The 18169-nt window shown below is 58.4% G+C and carries 13 protein-coding genes; 12 read left to right on the top strand and 1 reads right to left on the bottom strand.

Translation table 11 applies throughout. The features are described 5' to 3' along the window. Positions 1 to 23 precede the first annotated feature (23 nt). The 10 genes from HY868_21480 (at position 24) to HY868_21435 (ending at position 15306) form a co-directional block, all read left to right on the top strand. The gene (locus HY868_21480) at positions 24 to 3065 is read left to right on the top strand and encodes a hypothetical protein (protein MBI5304720.1); all 3042 of its coding nucleotides are present in this window, start codon (positions 24 to 26) and stop codon (positions 3063 to 3065) included. 837 nt (positions 3066 to 3902) lie between these two features. Next, positions 3903 to 4757, top strand: a complete 855-nt coding sequence (locus HY868_21475; protein ID MBI5304719.1) for a tetratricopeptide repeat protein — start codon at positions 3903 to 3905, stop codon at positions 4755 to 4757. 2 nt (positions 4758 to 4759) lie between these two features. Beyond that, positions 4760 to 5776, top strand: coding sequence for a hypothetical protein (locus tag HY868_21470; protein MBI5304718.1), 1017 nt, complete (start codon positions 4760 to 4762; stop codon positions 5774 to 5776). 29 nt (positions 5777 to 5805) lie between these two features. Then, entirely contained in the window at positions 5806 to 6327 is a 522-nt protein-coding gene (locus HY868_21465; GenBank protein MBI5304717.1) for a hypothetical protein, read from the top strand. Between the two features lie 250 nt (positions 6328 to 6577). Further along, on the top strand, positions 6578 to 7558 hold the full coding sequence (locus HY868_21460; protein ID MBI5304716.1) for a cytochrome c3 family protein: 981 nt from the start codon (positions 6578 to 6580) through the stop codon (positions 7556 to 7558). 10 nt (positions 7559 to 7568) lie between these two features. After that, on the top strand, positions 7569 to 8882 hold the full coding sequence (locus HY868_21455; protein ID MBI5304715.1) for a hypothetical protein: 1314 nt from the start codon (positions 7569 to 7571) through the stop codon (positions 8880 to 8882). 76 nt (positions 8883 to 8958) lie between these two features. Further along, complete coding sequence (locus HY868_21450) at positions 8959 to 12060, top strand: hypothetical protein (protein MBI5304714.1); 3102 nt, start codon at positions 8959 to 8961, stop codon at positions 12058 to 12060. 85 nt (positions 12061 to 12145) lie between these two features. After that, entirely contained in the window at positions 12146 to 13156 is a 1011-nt protein-coding gene (locus HY868_21445; protein ID MBI5304713.1) for a hypothetical protein, read from the top strand. After that, positions 13153 to 13962, top strand: coding sequence for a 4Fe-4S dicluster domain-containing protein (locus HY868_21440; protein MBI5304712.1), 810 nt, complete (start codon positions 13153 to 13155; stop codon positions 13960 to 13962). Before HY868_21445 ends, HY868_21440 begins: the two co-directional genes overlap by 4 nt. A 6-nt stretch (positions 13963 to 13968) precedes the next feature. Continuing rightward, on the top strand, positions 13969 to 15306 hold the full coding sequence (locus HY868_21435; protein ID MBI5304711.1) for an NAD(P)/FAD-dependent oxidoreductase: 1338 nt from the start codon (positions 13969 to 13971) through the stop codon (positions 15304 to 15306). 29 nt (positions 15307 to 15335) lie between these two features. Here HY868_21435 and HY868_21430 read toward each other — a convergent pair whose 3' ends face one another. Further along, positions 15336 to 16307, bottom strand: coding sequence for a sugar-binding transcriptional regulator (locus HY868_21430; protein MBI5304710.1), 972 nt, complete (start codon positions 16305 to 16307; stop codon positions 15336 to 15338). 225 nt (positions 16308 to 16532) lie between these two features. Here HY868_21430 and ulaG point away from each other — a divergent pair, with 225 nt between their 5' ends. After that, complete coding sequence (gene ulaG, locus HY868_21425) at positions 16533 to 17597, top strand: L-ascorbate 6-phosphate lactonase (protein MBI5304709.1); 1065 nt, start codon at positions 16533 to 16535, stop codon at positions 17595 to 17597. 110 nt (positions 17598 to 17707) lie between these two features. Continuing rightward, positions 17708 to 18169, top strand: a 462-nt coding sequence (locus tag HY868_21420) for an extracellular solute-binding protein (GenBank protein ID MBI5304708.1), incomplete at its 3' end; no start/stop codon positions are given.

Here is an 18169-nt window from a genome sequence, read left to right as displayed (position 1 = left end):
CTCGTCCGAGTTAGGATGCCTCAATGAAAAATCTCCTCCAGGATTTTCAACAGCCACCGCTCGCGTTTCGCGGCGCGCCCTTTTGGTCGTGGAACGACCGATTGCAAGTGGACGAATTGACGCGCCAGGTGCGCGACATGAAGGCGCACGGCATGGGTGGTTTCTTCATGCACTCGCGCGACGGACTCGAAACGGTGTACATGAGTCCAGAGTGGATGGAATGTATCCGCGAAACAGTGCGCGCCGCGAAAGCGGAAGGTATGCACGCGTGGCTCTACGACGAAGACCGCTGGCCCTCCGGCGCGGCGGGCGGTCTCCTGCCCGCGCGCGGCGGCGACGCATTTCGCGCCAAGGTGTTGACGGTCGAGGAATGCGCGACGCCGACCCAGGACACGTCGGATGTGCTGGCGATTTTTGCGGTCGCATTGCGCGATGGCTCGCTCGTTTCGTTGCGGCGTTTGCGCGAGCCGGCGTCCATGCGACCGGGCGAATCCTGTCTCATCTTTCGGCGCGAAGTGTCCGGTCCCAGCGAGTGGTTCAACGACGACGCATATGCGGACAATCTCAATCCCGACGCGGTCGCCGCGTTCATTGATGTTACCTACGAAGCGTATCGCCAAGAAATCGGCGACGAGTTCGGCGGCGCGGTGCCCGGCATCTTCACCGACGAGCCGAACATTTTTCGCGCGGTGGTCCGCTCGGGACGACGCGCATTACCCTGGACGGATGGCTTGCCGGATTATTTTCGCGCGCGGCGCGGGTACGATTTGTTGGATGTGGTTCCCTGGTTGTTCTACGATGGCGAAGGCGCGGCAAGAGCGCGTCACGATTACTGGCACACCATCAGCGAACGATTCGCCGAAGCGTTCTCCAAACAGTTGGGCGCGTGGTGCGAGCGCTACGGACTCGCGTTCACGGGACACTATTTGCACGAACCTGAAATGGGCATTGGCATTTTGAATGGCGGCGCGCTGATGCCGCACTATCGGTACCAACACGTTCCCGGCATTGATATGCTCACCGAGCAGAACCACGAGTTCGTGACGATCAAGCAATGCACGAGCGTCGCGAATCAATTCGGTCGCCCCCGCGTACTTTCGGAATTGTACGGTTGCACGGGCTGGGAATTTACGTTCGAAGGACAAAAGTGGGTTGGCGATTGGCAGTATGTCCTGGGCGTGAACTTGCGTTGTCAGCATCTTGCGCTGTACACGCTGCGCGGCTGCCGCAAGCGCGATTATCCGCCCGCGTTCAACTACAACACGACGTGGTGGAAGTACAACCAGGTCGTCGAGGATTATTTCGCGCGCGTGGGACGAATGTTGACCGAAGGCGACGCCGTGCGCGACGTGTTGTTGATTCATCCGGTCGCGACCGGCTGGACGATGCTGGGCGAAGGCGAAACCCACAAGCAAGCAGTCAACGCGTACGGGGAACAACTGAATGATTTCGCGCAGGCACTCCTCGCGACGCATTACGATTTCGATTTTGGCGACGAGCAAATCATGGCGACCGATGCGCGCATCGAAGGAACGCAGTTGCGCGTTGGGCGCGCGCCATACCGGGTTGTCGTGATTCCGCCTGACACGCGCACGCTGTTCGCTTCGACTTTGGATTTGCTTGAGCGTTTCGTCATGGCGGGCGGCAAGGTGATCGCGGTCGAGCCACTGCCGGCGATGATTGAAGCGGTAACGGATGAACAAGTGTCCGCAGTGTGGAAGAAATCCGGCGTCACCGTCTTGCGCGATGCATCTGCACTCGGCGATGCTCTGCAATCACACTTGCCGCGCCGCGTTTCGTTGGTCACTCAGCAAGGGCAGCAAGCCGCGCGCTTGCTTTATATGCAACGCCGCGCTGACAATCGCATGATCTATTTCATCGTGAACAACGACCGCAACGACGGATACGAAATCGAATTGGCGTTAGAAGGGCGCGGGCGTCTCGAAGAATGGGATCCGCTCACCGGCGAGACGCGCGGTGTGCCGGCGACGGCGCGTGATGGCTCTATACATTTCTCCGCCGCGTTTCCTCCGGCGGGATCGCGTCTCTACGTCGTTGATCCCGATGGCGCGCCCGAACCCGTTCGATCCGAAATCAAATCCTGGGACATTCACGGTAGTACTCCTCCAAGTAGTTACATCGGTCCGGCTTGCGCGTTCACGCGCACCGATCCCAATGTGCTGACCTTGGATATGTGTCAGTATCGCGCGGGGCGTGGCGATGCAATATGGTCGGAGACGATGGAAGTGTGGCGCGCGCAAGACGAGATTCGCCAAGCCCTGGGGATGCGACGCAACTATCGGAACGGCTTGCCGCAACGATACAAGTGGGCGCTTGCGCCGCATCCGCAAGACAGTGCGCCGGTCGCGTTGCGGTTTCATTTCGATGTGAAAGATGCGCCGAACACGCCGGTGTATCTCCTCGTCGAAGACGCGGCGCGATTTACGATCACGCTAAATGGCAAATCGGTTGAGAACACGGCGGCGGGTTGGTACCTGGATCGCGCCTTTCACAAGGTCGCGTTGCCGGCGCTTGAACCGGGCGAGAACGAATTGATCCTGGGTTGCGCGTACACCAATTACATGGAACTCGAAGATTGTTTCTTGCTGGGCGATTTTGCGGTTTCGCCGGAGCGCGTGATCGTCGCCGAACCTGGGTCGCTCCATTTCGGCGATTGGACGGCGCAAGGATATTTGCATTATACGGGGAGCATGATTTATCGCGGACGCGTGGAACATCGCGCCGGCGAAACCGTTCGCCTGTGGCTGGGCGAATATCGCGCGACGCATGTCGCGGTGTTCGTGAATGGAAAATTGGCGGGGCATATTCCCTGGCTCGCCGCGAATGGTTTGGACCTCACACCTTATCTTGTGGCGGGAATCAATTCGGTGGATATCGAAGTGGTAAGTAGTCCACGCAACATGCTGGGTCCCTTGCACCGCGCGCCGGGGTACGAGCCGTGGACGGACTGGAAATCGTTCCGTTGCACCGACGCGACCTTTACGCCGGGGTATGTCGTTCATCCCTGGGGCTTGTACGGACAGGTTCGCTTGGAACGAACCTAACTCGGTCAAGCCGAAACCAAGCAAAATTGATGGGGCGCGGACGAGCGCAGACAAGCGCAGACGCTTTGCGAATTTTATCCGCGTCCAAAATTCTTGGCGCAACGCGGAGGTCGGCAGAAAAACAAGATCGCCGCGCGAGAGTCCAGGTTTCTTGGAGAAACCTGGACTCTCGCGTTGACCAAACTTATAGTACTCTTGAACTATTGATACATTTTATTGATTCTATATAATAGCATCGACTCTCATTATATTATCAAATAAATATTTCACGTCACTGTGGCTCTTTTTACGCGATTCCTCCATTCGCAAGGTTGAGCATCTGCTGTCTGCCAGAGTACAGCGGTGCGTTATTTGGGTACGAAAACCCACGAGCCACGGGCAAACGACGACAACACTAGTCCCCCGTGTTCTTCCACCACAAATCGGCAACCCCGATGATGCTGTTGCCTGTCTAGCTAAACGTTAGCTAGCAACGACACCCTTAAAGTTCGGCTAAAAATTCCATCTGCTCGGTCGGTTCGTTCGATCTGATTTGCGTCTCTAGAATTTGGGATCCAAAACTAGAGACCACGTATTTTTGTTGCCCAGCGCCGGAACCTGTAGCAATTTATCCGACAACATAATCGCGAATAATCTGATTCTCTGGCTAAACCAGATACAAGGAGGTGTCGCTCACTCTGTTCGTCTCGCCCAGGTGAGCGCGAACATGCAAGACACATGCATCGTTTGCTCGCGACTCGCTTGTAGTTGATCGTCCGTTGGAAAAAAATATTCCTAGAGGAGGTAGCAGTGCCAAAGAGGGACTGGCCTGTTTTGATCCTAACCGCGGTAGCGTTGTTGTCTACCGTTGTCTTTAGCGTCTATTACTATTTTGACCGCTACAGTCATTCGAACCAAGCGGTCGTCGAGTACCAACTTGAAAACGTCGAAGCCGTGGTACGCGAGCATCCCCAGAGCGCCGAGTTGCGCGTCGCCGCCGCCAACTACTATCTCGAAAGTGGATTGATCCCACAATCCATTCAACAGAGCGAGCAGGCGCTCGTGATCGAACCCGATAACCAGGGCGCGCTGATTTTGTTGGCGAGCGCGTATCAAAAGACCGGCAACCTGGATGCGGCGATAGAGCGGCTCAATCGCGTCATCGCCTTGAACCAGGGCAACGCGCTCGCCAAAATTGACCCGCGTCTCGAATCGGTGCATTACGTCCTGGGCACGTTGTACACCAAGCAAGGCAGATATGCGGAAGCCATCGCGTCGCTCAAGCTCGCGTTGGAAATTAGCAGCACCGATGCCGACGCGCTCTACGCGTTGGGCGTCGCCTACCAGAAACAAGACGATCACACGCACGCGCTCGAGGCGTTTCAAGAAGCCATTCGTTTCGCACCCGAGTTCGGCGAGGCGTACGCGGACATGGCGGAAAGCGCGATTGCCCTGGGCAATGCGCCCGAAGCGATGTACGCGCGCGCGATGGTTCTGCTCTTGAATGGACAGCCCGCCAATGCCGCCGCGCAGTTCGAGCAAGTCATCGCGCAAGCACCCGAGATCAAACGCGCGTACTATGGTCTGGGGTTGGCGAACGAGAAACTGGGCAAACACGCTGAAGCCATTCAAGCCCTGAGTGAATTTGTAAAAATCTACCCGAACGATATTGCCGCTCAACAAGCTCTGGGTCGGTTGATGAGAGGAAACTGACCATGCGCGCCATTTCTCCCAAACCCGAGTCGGCAAATCGCCCCGCAAAAAAACAAAGCGCGCGTAGTTTGAAACGCTTGGTCGTTCTCGAACTCTTGTCGTTGGTCGTGATCGCCAACGCGTACGCGTGGATCTTTTATCTCTCCACCCACAAGCCACTTTACGCGGCGCTGCCGGTTGCCGAAGCCGCAACGCGAACGATTCGTCCCCACTATCTCTTTTCGATCTACGGACTAGAGGAACCGGTCGGCGTTGCCGCGACACCGGACGGCGAGCGCATCTACGTCGCCGAGAGCGGCGGCGAACGCACCGTCCACGCGTTCGACCGCGATGGCAAATCGCTGTTCGCGTTCGCACCTCCGAATTCAGAATCATACAACCGCGCGCCAACATACATCGCGTTGGACAATGCCGGCAAGGTGTACGTCACCGACCGCCTTCGTCATTCCGTTGACACGTACGACGCCGGCGGCAATTGGAAATCCGCCGTGCAACCCGTCGAGACGAAGGAATGGTCTCCGCTCGGCGTGCGTTTCAACGGCGACAATCTCCTCTTGACCGATGTGACGAATGGAAAACATCGCGTCCTGGGAATGAACAAAGATGGTCGTCTCACGCTGCAATTCGGTCGCGAGGGCAAGAAAGAAAACGACGAGTTGTGGTTCCCCAACTCGATGATCGTGGACGCGCGCGGCAGAGCGTACATCAGCGATAGCAACAACGCGCGTGTGCAAGTGCTCGATGCGGCGGGGAATTGGCTGACGACGCTGCGCGGATTCAGTTTGCCGCGCGGCATGGCGATTGACGACGAGCAACGGTTGTACGTCGTAGATGGAATCGGACAACTCGTCCGCGTGTTCGATGTCGCCGGTGACACTCCCGAACTGCTTTTCGAGTTTGGCGATTATGGACCGGGTAATGGCGAGTTCAACTATCCCAACGACATCGCCGCCGACAAGACCGGCAGATTGTACATCGTTGATCGCGCGAGCAATCGCGTCCAGGTGTGGGCGTACTAGAAATTCAAACGCAACCGTTCGAGGTTCACGTGGCAAAAACATCGCGGTGGCTCGTCGTTTGCCTGGTTCTTTGCGCGACGGGGTGTTTGCCGGAAATAGATGATCGTCCCGAACTACCGACGGCAATGCCAGGGAATGTCGTCGTGATCAATGCCAGGGCTGGCACGCCGGCGAGCCGCGAGAATCGTACCCAGGTTTCTGATGGACCGACTTCGACGCCGGCACCCTGGGCAACGCCGTTGCCGCCAACGCCGCGACCCAAAGCGCGTCCGTTGTCGCACGACCTCAAGGGCAAAGCCGACTGTTTGTACTGCCACAAGGGACCGACGTATTATCGCGTGCCTGCCGATCATGCCACGCGCAAAAATGAAATGTGCCTGGGATGTCACTCGACCGCATCGGGTCCGCCGCCGCCCGCGCCGCATCCCAAAGCCGGACGCGAAGCATGTCTGGTCTGTCATCTAACCGGCAAAAACAAAGCGCGTCCCGTGCCAACGGATCACGGCGGACGCTTGAACGATACGTGCGCGGGTTGCCACGCCATCAAATAGGATGATAACTCATCCTTGCGAAGGTTTGAAGGTGGCGCGATTCATCGGTAAAGTGATTCCTAACCTTCGCAAGGTTGAGCCGCGTCCATCAAATAAATCCGATTTACCAGGGACAACACCTTCGCCAAAATCATAAATTCATCCGTGAATAACGCGAATGAATTTAAAAATTAGCGGAGATTCGCGTTATTCGCGGATAAAAAACGGGCGAAAACGATTTGGCGAAGGTATTGCCAGGGAGGAAACTAAAATGAAAATACGCTGGTTGTTTGTTTGCGGACTTGCGATTGTCCTGACCATGCTTTGGCGCGACCCAGTCTTTGCCGACAATCCGCCTCACGATGGCAACTACACGGCGACGACCGACTCGTGCGCGGGCTGCCATCGCACGCACACCGGCTCCGGGGCTGGGTTGTTGAAAATGACCGCCGCGTACAATTTGTGCATGGCTTGTCACGGCGTCACCTCGGGCGGCGCGAACACGAATGTGCGCGACGGCGTTTACGTGGCGACCAATGCGCCGCTCAAAGGCGGCGGCTTTGTGAATGCGCGGATGAATACGAACCTGGGTGCGAGCGCGGTGAGCGGCGCGGTCACCTCCAAGCACGCGGTCAACGGGATGACGGGCTACGCGCCCGGTCGAATTTGGGGCATCGGCGCGATCAACAGCGGTGCGGGCACAACCTTTACGCTCGAATGCTATTCGTGTCACGACCCGCACGGCAAATCGGGCGCGGGCGCGACCGCGACGTATCGCGTCCTCAGGTCGGTCCCGCGTTATGTCACCGGCGCGACCACGTTTTCGGTGCCCGATGTGATTACAAAAGAATACACGATCAAGGACACCACCGGACGATATTACGGCGAAAATTATCCGGCAAGCAACGACACGAATCTCACGGAGAATACCAAGATCACGGCGCTCACGAGTTGGTGTTCGACGTGTCACACGCGCATTCACGCGACTGGGGCTTCCGGCGCGACGAGTTCCGGCGATGCGATCTTTGCGTATCGCCATCGCACGGACGGTTCGAACATCAGCACTTCGTCGGCGAATGGCGCGCCCGCGTGTATGACGTGCCATGTCGCGCACGGCTCGCGCGCGGCGATGGGAACGTACTCGTCCGCGGTGCCCAAACCTGGGACGGCGGAAGGTGGTGGCAGTTATCTCGACAGCGCGCTCCTGCGAATTGACAATCGCGGCGTCTGCGAGATTTGCCACAACAAGTAGGGGCGTTCAATTGAACGCCCTTTCGAAACTGTGGCTAGGCGCGTTCGTCATCGCGGCGCTCGGCTTGACTGGTTGTGATCTCACACCGGCAGTTGAGGCGACCATCGTTACGCCGGCTCCGAAGCAAACGACGAGCGCGCCAACACCCGCACCGACGGCGGTGATCGTATTCGCGCATGGTGCGCCTCAAGTCCCAACACCGACCGGCGATCGCAATAATTGTGTCGCGTGTCATCCATCCATGTCGCCGATGCCGGCGTCGCACGACAAGACCTGGGACAATCGAACGTGCCAGGACTGTCACGTTTCGGTGATGAAGACTGCGGCGACGATCCCACATCTGGTCAAAGGACACGAGGCGTGTGCGATGTGTCACGCGGCTGGCAAAGTTGCGCCGCTCCCGGCAAATCACAACGGGCGCACGGAAAAAATGTGCGTACTCTGCCACACGACATCAGTCAAGTCGGTCCCAGCCATCGCGCATGACACGCAGACCAAGTCGGTATGCACGGAATGTCACGGCAACGCGAGCAAGGGATTGCCGCTGCCGGACTCGCACAAATCGTGGACGGGCGCGATGTGCGCGGCGTGTCACGATTCCAAATTGATCGCGCCGCAAATGGCGCACGCGTCGGCGGAGCATGAGAAATGTTTGGACTGTCACGGCGCGAAAGAAAATCTCGCGCTGCCGGTTTCGCACAAGGATCGCCCGGAGAAAATGTGTACGGTGTGTCACACCGCGTCGAGTGTGCCAGCGCCGGCGATTCCGCATAGCATCGCAAACCGAACCGCGTGTTCCGAGTGTCATCGCGCCGGAAGGATGGCGAGTGTGCCGGCGAGTCATGGCAGACGTTCGGACGCGACGTGTTTGGCGTGCCACAATCCTGGCAAGAACACCGCGCCGGCGTTGACGCATCCGTTCGCCGCGCGCCAAGTTTGCGATGAATGTCACGGCAGCAAAGGGGCGCTCCCACTGCCGGCGAGTCATGCCAAGCGCACCAACATTACCTGCACCGTGTGCCACGATAAAATGATCAACGCGCCATTCGCGCCGCACTCGATTGCAGATCGAACCTCGTGCGTCGCGTGCCATAATGCCAAAACGCTCAAGCCGTTGCCGGTGAGTCATTTCAAACGGAGCGCGGACGCGATGTGTGGAATGTGTCACCTGGTTGCGAAAACATTGCCGCGCGATATTTCGCATCCGATTCAGAATCGTCAGAATTGTGTCGCGTGTCATGGCGTCAAGGGCAAAGCGCCGGAAATTCCGCATCCGCTCAACAATCGTCAAGACTGCACGATGTGCCATCACGTTAAAGGATAACCTACCTTACCCCCTCTCCCCTCTCCTGATTCTTTAAATCAGGAGAGGGAAGAGGGGTGAGGATGATTTCCAGAAAATGCAACGAACACGCAAAAATAAACTAACGCTCAAATCTAAAGCACTCCGAGTACGCCAGGCGTACTATTTGCTGCTCAGCGCCGGAGTTCCACTTTTATTTTTTATCGTATTGGGCATCGCGCGATTTACGGGCTTGGTGGATCTGAACGTCGGCGGAAGCAATCTGGCGGGACCCTCTCCTTCGCCAACTCGCGTCGCCAAGACCATCGTTGCATCGCCGACGCGCATCTTGCCGCCCACCGCGACAGCCACGCGCAAACCTTCACCCACCGCGATCAAAAGTCCAACGCCAACATCCACGCGCACCTTCACACCAACGGCAACCGCGACGCGCACCTTCACGCCCACGGCAATCAAGAGTCCAACGACGACAGCCACGCGTTTGCTAACGATGACCGCGACCCTGGTCGCGCCGACCGCTACCGCGAATCGTCCCATTTCTGCAACGCTCATCGCCACGACGTTACCGACATCGAACGCGACGCGCGTGTTGTCTCCCACCGCGACGATCACGCGAACGATTCCAACAACGGCGACGGCGACGCCGATCATCACGCAAACATTTGTGGCGACAACGACCGCGACCTTGACGCCATCGCCAACGGCAACTGCCACGCCAAACGGTTCGATTCGCGTTGCGATGACGCCGAGCGAGTTGTTGGTCGCGCCGGGCGAGCAGGCAAGCGCGACGATTATCATCACGAACACGAGCGCGATCCCGGTCACCGTCGCATTGGCGACGAGCGACGATCTAGCGCCGGCGTTCGCATCATCGCTGAAACAATCTAGTTTGACGTTGCCGCCGCGCGGCACGGCGATGACGACGGTGATCATCTCTGCGGATTCCAAGACGCGTGGCGACAATGCCAACCACACGACTATCGTCGCAAGCATCAACAAAGTGGAACGCGCGCGCGCGGGCGTCGCCACGCGCTTGCTCCGCGTCCAATTCAATCGCGCGTTACGCGGCACCGGCGTCGCCGATCACAGCGTGTCACCTTCGACGCGCGTCGAGGTGCAAGTCAGCGCTGCAGCGCAATTGCCCGTTACTGCGGTGACACTTGCCGATTACATTCCGAATGGGTGGTCGGTCGCCGATGCCGGCGGAGGCACACTCGGCGCGCGCAACGTGGATTCACAAAAAATCGAATGGGCGTTGGGCGATTTGCCGGCAGGCGCAATTGTGACCAAGACGTACACGCTGACGAGTCCGCCGCGCGCTCATCCCGCGCCGCAGTACGCGTTTGCCAGTGGATTGTTATGGTCCAACTCCAAAGCGCAGAGCGCGGCGTGGCAAGTTCTGCTCGAACATCCGCTCGCGATCAAACATTATCGTATCGGTCGCGATGCGCCGCTCGACCGGATGGCGTTTGTCGCCGCGACCGATCAACCGGGACGCGGCATCGAGCAGTTCGAATCGTTCCGCGTACGTTTTCAAATCGCGAACGACCAGCCGTCCCAGGTTCGCTGGAAACCACGTTTAGAGTGGAGCACGCGCGCCGACGGCGGTTTTCAGTTGGTGCCAGTCGGCAGAGGAAATGCGAACCAACCATTCTACCTTCGCGCGCTCGAGGGAATTCCGAATCGCCAAGCCATCCCCGCATCGTTGTTTGGATTGGGCGTCGCGATTAAAACAACTCAAACCGGAATTATTTACACGAGCGAGAACCCAGGCGTGCTCTCGTCGCTCAACGCATCGTCGTCCACCGAAATCGAATTCAGTTTGCATTCGACCTTGGATGCGGCGTACGCGACGACGTACTATTTTCGTTTGAGTGATGAAGACCGGCTGATGCCGGGACAAATCGCGCAAGTTCAGAGCGGCGCGCCACCATCGCCGCAACTCACGCAGCCGCAATACCCAGGTGTTGACGCGAACGCGCCGAGCGCGAGTCGCATGGCGGTACGCGCGGCGGCGGCTGGTTCAAGCCCGCACGGCAGTTACTCGAACCTGGCTGACCAGTGCGCGAGTTGTCACCGTCAACACACGGGAAAAAACCGGAGTTTGCTTGCATTCGTACCGGCGCAAAGCAATTTGTGTTTCGCGTGTCACAACGGAACCGGCGCGAGCACGAACATCGCCGGACAGTTTTCCGATCCGAGCGTGCCGGCGAACAACGCGACGACGAGTTCGTTCTATTCGCACCCGGCTACCGCAGCCAGCAATCACACGAGCGCGACCGCGGACGAATTCCGGGGCGTGCTCAATCGGCACAGCGAGTGCGGCGATTGCCACAACCCGCACAGCGGCGATGCCGCGCTGACCGCGAGCACGGCGAGCGGATTCACCGCGTCGGGTGCGCTGAAAAATATCACGGGCGTGGATACGAATAACGCGTGGAAAAGTTCGATCACCTACGAGTACGAATTGTGTTACAAGTGCCATTCGTCGTACACCACGCTCTTGTTGTACACCAAAATGTCGTACCAAATGCGTGACAAGGCGAGCGAATTCAATCCTGGGAACGCGTCGTATCATCCGATCGAAAGCGCGGGCAAAAATAACACGGCGGCGATGGCGGCGAGTCTCGCGGGAAGTTCGCCGTACAAATTGTGGAATTTTACGGTTGGCTCGGTCGTGCGCTGCGAAAATTGTCACGGCGATTATCGCCTCGCGAATCCGGCATCACCGCCGGCGGCGAACGCGCGCCTGGCATCGCACACGAGCAAGTTCGCCAACATCTTGATGAACAATTATCGCGATCGCGTTTTGAAACCGGCGGGCGAGAATTACGCGGCGGCGGATTTCGCGTTGTGTTTCCAATGCCACGCCGAAGCGCCGTTTACGTCAGGCGGTGGAAATAGTACGGCGACCAATTTTCGCTTGCATAGCCGGCACATGACCAACATCGGCGGGAAGAATTCGTCTACCGACATTGACACGCCGGGTGCGGGTCCGGGCAGAGCGATTTGCGCCGAGTGTCATTATCGCGTGCACGGGCAAGGCGCGAATGCGCCCGGCAATCCTGGGGGCACGCGCCTAGTGAACTTTGCGCCGAACAGCACGGCGAGTAGCGGCGGTCAACTCAGATGGGACCCAGCCACGCGCACGTGCTACGTCAATTGTCACGGCGACAATCACAACCCCGAACGTTATTAGAAGCGTGGGGCAATTTTGGAAAATTGCCCCACAAAGGGCGAAGGTACAAAACTCGATGCAATATGAACGCACGCGGCGGTGACGCGTGAAGGGAGCCGGATTCTTTGTCGCCGGCGGAGCAACCTCGGCGTTGATCATTTCATTGATTGGAATTCTCTTCGTGAGTGGCGGCGCGCCGTTCAGTCCTGGGTCGCTCAGCGCGGCGCATTCTGCCAAGCGCGCGGTTGGTGAATTCGCTTCACACGCGGATTTCGATGCGCGCTGTGAACTGTGCCACGCGCCATTTCGCGGACCCGAATCCTCGCGCTGTTTGAACTGTCACACCGATGTGCACGATCAGATTGCGACGACGCAAGGCATTCATGGCGCGTTGCCGAATGCGCGCGCCTGCGCCACGTGTCACACCGAGCACAAGGGACGCGCGTCGAATCTGACGCGCGTGGCGGTGGTGGAGATTCCGCACGAGCAATTTGGTTTTTCGCTCGAACGTCACGCACGCGATTACAGCAACGCGCCGATGACGTGTCGTGCGTGTCACACGTTTGCGAATGACTCGAACAAGCCGGAATCGGCGGCGGTGACGGCGGCGTGTGTGGACTGCCACGCGCGTCACGACGCGTGGTACATCGCGGAGCATCGCCGCGCGATGGGTGAGGCGTGCCTGGCGTGCCACGATGGCTCCGCGCGTTTGCGCGGATTCGATCACAACGCGGTCTTTTCGCTCGACGGCAAGCACGGACAAACCGCGTGCGTCAAGTGCCACGTCAACAATCGTTTTCGCGGCACACCGCGTGACTGCGTGCAATGCCACGCCGAACCCGCGATTCATCGCGGAAAATATGGATTGGTCTGCGCGGCGTGCCACACCTCGGCGGGCTGGCGACCGGCAAATTTGATTCGCCATCCATTCCCGCTCGATCACAGCGGCAGGCAATCGGGGTGCCAGGTTTGCCATCCGGCGAATTACGCGTCCTACACCTGCTACAACTGCCACGAACACGAGCCGAACAAAATCACGCGCGCGCATCTCGACGCGAACATTCGCGAGATTGGCAATTGCGCGCAATGTCATCCCACTGGAAAGAAGATTGAATGAGAGAGATACTCGTACGGGATCTTGCCAAGTGCATCAATTGCGATACGTGTTTGACCGCGTGCCGCACCCGGCATGGTCGCGCGCGGATGACGATGCAAGGTCCGCGCTTTGGTCGTTACCAATTGCCGGATGTGTGCCGGCATTGTCCCGATACGCCGTGCATGAGCGTGTGTCATCTCGGCGGCATGCAACGCCGCGACGACAAGACGCTCGTTTCCGACGCGTGTCGCGGTTGCAACAAGTGTGTCGAGGCGTGTCGCTATGGCGTCATCGCGTTACTGCCGCGTCAGTCTGAAGCGCGGCGCGGATTCTTGGAAACTATTTTCGCACAGACCCAGGTCAACCACCAGACCGCGCCGAATTATCGGATCGCGACCGACGCGTCGCGCTGTGTCCAGTGCGGCATCTGCGGACACAATTGCCCGGCAGGTATCGCGGTGCGCGATTATGCGCGGCGCGGCAAGATCATGGACGATGCGCGCTGTTTTGGTTGCGGGTTGTGCATCGAAAAATGTCCGCGCGGAACGCTGCGTTTTGAAATGCACCCTGCCGCGCCTGTTTCGAAATTTCGCGCAGACAAGTGCGATCTGTGCAACGGCTATGCCGAAAGCAACTGCGTCAAAGAGTGTCCGACCGGCGCGCTCTTGCGCTTGAAGGTAGACGACGGACTCGCGCGGCTCGACCCAGCGCTCTACGATTTTGTCATCCATCCCAGGGACAAGCTAGACCCAGCCGCCCATTCGATGCCAATCTTTGCGCCGCAGTCCGCGCCGGAATCGTTGGCGTCAGCGGCGGTGGGAGAATAGACGACGATGATTCATCATCTCATTATCGGCAACGGCGCGGCGGGCATGAGCGCGGCGGAAGAAATTCGCCAACGCGATCCGCGCGCGGCGATCACGGTTATCAGCGACGAGCCGTGCCCGATGTACTCGCGCCCAGGTCTGGCGTACTTGTTGATGGGCGAAATCCCAGAGTCGCGCGTGTTTTGTCGCGTGCCCAAAGACTATGACGATCAACGCATCTATCTCGAACACGCGCGCGTGAATGCACTCGACCTGACCCAGCACACGGCGCAACTCGCCGATGGACGCGCGGTGCTCTACGATACGCTGTTGCTCGCGACCGGCGCGTCCGCCGTGCCGGCGAATTTTCCTGGCAGCCAGCTCAAAGGAGTCGTCTACCTCGATACGCTCCGCAATGTCCAGGATATTTTGCATCAGGCGCAAAACGGCACGCGATCGGTGGTCGTGGTCGGCGGCGGCATCACGGCGATGGAAATGGCGGAGGGCTTGCGCCATCGCGGTTTGGAGGTGCATTATCTCGTCCGCAAAAAAACGATCTGGTCGGCGTTGTTGACGGACGACGAATCGCGCATCATCGAAGACCATGCGCGCGCCCAGGGAATTCAGATTCACTTCAATTCAGAGATCAAGGAAATCATCGGCGCAAACGGACAGGTCGCCGGCGTCCGCACCACGACGGATGAGGAAATTCCGTGTCAGATGGTCGGCGTCGCGATTGGCGTGCGACCCAGGATCAGTTTAGCAAAGGCGGCGGACATTCGCGTCGATCGCGGAGTCGTGGTCAATGAATTTCTCGAATCGTCCGCGCCGAACGTCTTTGCGGCGGGCGACATCGCGCAGGTGTTCGATCAATGGAGCGGCGAAACGCGCGTGGATGATTTGTGGTCGAGCGCCATCGCGGCTGGACGCGCGGCGGGCGCGAACATGGCGGGCGCGCGCGTGCCGTACATCAAGGGCGCGCCGTTCAACGCCGCGTTGGTTTTCGGCGTGCACCTCACGGCGATTGGGCAAGCGGGAGCGGGTCAACGCGACAAGGACGACGCGAACGAAACACTGCACTATCAATCGCGCGGTTCGTCCGAAGTGTTTTGGGCGCGACCCGGTGGAACGTACGCGAGCGCGTGGAGTCGGTCGGGGGATAATTCGCTGCGCCTGGTTCTGCGCGATCAGCACATCGTCGGCGCGCTAATTCTGGGCAATCAAGATTTGGCGGACCCGCTGCGCGATTTGATCGGACAACGCGTGGACGTTTCAGCTGTTCGTTCGCGCTTGCAAACGAACGACGCCGCGCTCGGCAAAACGATTCGCGCATTCTGGGAACAATGGCGGCGGCGACCGGTGTAACTGCGTCGTTCTAATGCGGCAATGTCAAACTATTCGGGTTTGTTGCGCGCAGTGGGTTCCGCGAGTTCCAGTACGCGCCGCGCCGCGTTGTCGTCGGTGACCAGAACATTGAGGTAGCGCCCGCGCAGCGCGCCGAGAATCGCTTCCGCTTTCGCCGCGCTGCCGGCGACCGCGATCACGGTCTCGATATTTTGCAGCGTCTTGATGCCGATCCCAATCGCGCGGCGATTCAATTCGACATCGAGCGGCTGTCCGTCTTGGTCGAAGAATTGTCCGCACATGTGCCCGATCGCGCCCTGGTCCTTCAAGCGCGCCAGTTCGCGTTCGTTGAGATAGCCGCTCCAGATCAAACTCGACACGTCGGGACCCAGCGCGCCGATGCCGAGCAACGCGACATTCGCTTTGCGCGCGAGCGTGAGAATGTCATAGATTTGCGCCGATTGAATCAACGCGTCGCGCGTGCGCGTGTCCTCGACGAGAAGCGGCACTGGCAAGTAGCGATACTCGCCGCCGTAAATCTGCGCGATTTGGCGCACGAGTTCGGGACCATCAATCAACGGCTTGTCCGAACCGAGCGCGCCGATGATCGGCACGACCGTCATCGCGATTTTGCGCGTGGGGTGCAACGCGGCAATCGTGCTCGCGAGCGAGCGTCCGTACGAGATGCCGAACACCGTTCCGTCCTTGACGTGACTATCAATCACGCGCGCGGCAAGCACACCCATCCCCTTGCGAATTTCCTCTTCGTCGCGCCCTTTGCCGATCAGCACGCGCGCGTCGCGCAAATGAAATCTTGCGATGAGTTGTTGCTCTAATTCTTGCGCGCGTTCCCACGCATAATTGATCGTGATCTTGATGATCCCAGAATCCAACGCTTGTTGCAACAGTCGCGACACCGTCGAGCGCGACGCGTTGATGCGCCGTCCGATCTCCGCCTGTGTCAGATGCTGCGCGTAATAGTATCGCGCCACGTGCACTAACAGTTCCTCTTGATCGCTCATCATTTCTCCAATCAGGTGCTCGTTTTCAAGCACAATTTCCCGCGTATTTTACCAGAAATCTATTTTTTCTGTCAAATTGAAGAGACTTGATTGCACATTTTCCCATCATTATGAGAATATTATTGACTCTCGGTAATTTGTACCGTATATTAGCCGCAAGTCATTCCCCCGCTATTCCCACCGTATTACGCTCGCGTTCGACCTCACCGTCATCAGGAGAACCAAATGAGCAAAGTTAGCGAAATAACCAGAGAGTCCTGGATTCTGAGCACGTTCCCCGAATGGGGCACGTGGCTCAACGAAGAAATCGAACAAGCCGTTGTTGCGCCGGGCACGTTCGCGATGTGGTGGCTCGGGTGCACCGGCATTTGGGTCAAGACCGAAAACAGCACGAACCTGTGCATTGATTTGTGGGTTGGCGCTGGCAAACGCTCCGGCAAAAATCAATTGATGAATCCGCAACATCAAATGCAACGGATGACTGGGTGCAAAAAACTCCAACCAAATTTGCGTAACGTGCCATGCGTGCTCGATCCGTTCGCGATCAAAAACATTGACGCGGTCATCGCGACACACGATCACGGCGATCACATTGACGCGAACGTCGCCGCGGCGGTGCTGAAAAATTGCACTGCGTCGGTGCCGTTCATCGGACCGCAGGCGTGCATCGCGTTGTGGCAGAGCTGGGGCGTGCCGGCGGATCGTTGCATCGCGGTCAAGCCCGGCGATGTCGTCAAGATCAAGGACACCGAACTCGTCGCGCTCGATTCGTTCGACCGCACCGAATTGGTGACCGCGCCGGTCGGTGTGACGCTCGCCGGAAAAATTCCGCAAGCAATGGACGACAAAGCGGTGAACTATCTCGTCAAAACGCCGGGCGGCAGTTTGTATCACAGCGGCGATTCGCATTACTCGAACTATTATGCCAAGCACGGCAACGATCACGCGATTGACGTCGCGCTCGGCGCGTTCGGCGAAAACCCGCGCGGCATCACCGACAAGATGACATCAGTGGATATTTTGCGGATGGCGGAAGCGTTGCGCGCCCAGGTCGTCATTCCGATTCACCACGACATCTGGACCAACTTTCAAGCCGACCCGAATGAAATTCTCGTGTTGTGGAAAATGAAAAAGGATCGTTTGCAATACCAGTTCAAACCGTTCATCTGGCAAGTCGGCGGCAAGTTTGTCTATCCGTGCGACCAGGACAAACTAGTTTATCAACATCCGCGCGGGTTCGAAGATGCGTTCGAAGGCGAACCCGATCTACCTTTCAAGTCATTCCTATAATTCCACGAATCAGTTAAAAAGGAGGGGATGGAGTTTCACCGATTCTTTTGTGAGTTGACGATTGCCCACACGGTTTAAGCGAAATCTCAATGCTCAACGGAGAGAAGAAAATGAAAACGATGATTCGATTCTTACTTGCGGTGATGTTGCTTGGAATGTTGGTGACCGCGTGCAGCGCGCCCGCCGAGCCAACCAAAGCACCGAGCGCACCCGCACAAACGCAAGCGACCAAAGCGCCCGAGCCGACCAAAGCTCCTGCGCCGACCCAGGGCATTGTGCTGCCCCCCGGTCAAGCCGCGCAACCCACCAAAGCGCCCGAGCCCGTTGCCACGAAAGCCGCCGCGCCCGCGCAACCGGGTGACTCGCCGTACAAAAAGTACGCGGGCGCTAAACTTGTCGTCTCGTGGCCCTCGCTCTCGCACTTTCAAGTTGCCGCGAAAATGATCCCCGAGTTCACCAAAGAGACGGGCATTCAAGTCGAAGTGGATTTTACCGAGTACGCCAAACTCAAGGACAAGCAGGTGCTCGAACTGTCCAAGCCCAACGGCGATTACGATGTCGTCGCATGGACC

Source organism: Chloroflexota bacterium, from assembly GCA_016219275.1.
In the GTDB taxonomy this organism is placed as follows: Bacteria; Chloroflexota; Anaerolineae; order UBA4142; family UBA4142; genus JACRBM01.
This window is presented reverse-complemented; position numbering and strand designations above follow the sequence as displayed.

What these genes read in the sequence shown, in the direction of transcription:
- HY868_21480 (MBI5304720.1), top strand. Translation starts at nt 24, where the DNA reads ATGAAAAATCTCCTCCAGGATTTTCAACAGCCACCGCTCGCGTTTCGC.
- HY868_21470 (MBI5304718.1), top strand. Translation starts at nt 4,760, where the DNA reads ATGCGCGCCATTTCTCCCAAACCCGAGTCGGCAAATCGCCCCGCAAAA.
- HY868_21460 (MBI5304716.1), top strand. Translation starts at nt 6,578, where the DNA reads ATGAAAATACGCTGGTTGTTTGTTTGCGGACTTGCGATTGTCCTGACC.
- HY868_21450 (MBI5304714.1), top strand. Translation starts at nt 8,959, where the DNA reads ATGCAACGAACACGCAAAAATAAACTAACGCTCAAATCTAAAGCACTC.
- HY868_21440 (MBI5304712.1), top strand. Translation starts at nt 13,153, where the DNA reads ATGAGAGAGATACTCGTACGGGATCTTGCCAAGTGCATCAATTGCGAT.
- HY868_21435 (MBI5304711.1), top strand. Translation starts at nt 13,969, where the DNA reads ATGATTCATCATCTCATTATCGGCAACGGCGCGGCGGGCATGAGCGCG.
- HY868_21430 (MBI5304710.1), bottom strand. Translation starts at nt 16,307, where the DNA reads ATGAGCGATCAAGAGGAACTGTTAGTGCACGTGGCGCGATACTATTAC.
- ulaG (MBI5304709.1), top strand. Translation starts at nt 16,533, where the DNA reads ATGAGCAAAGTTAGCGAAATAACCAGAGAGTCCTGGATTCTGAGCACG.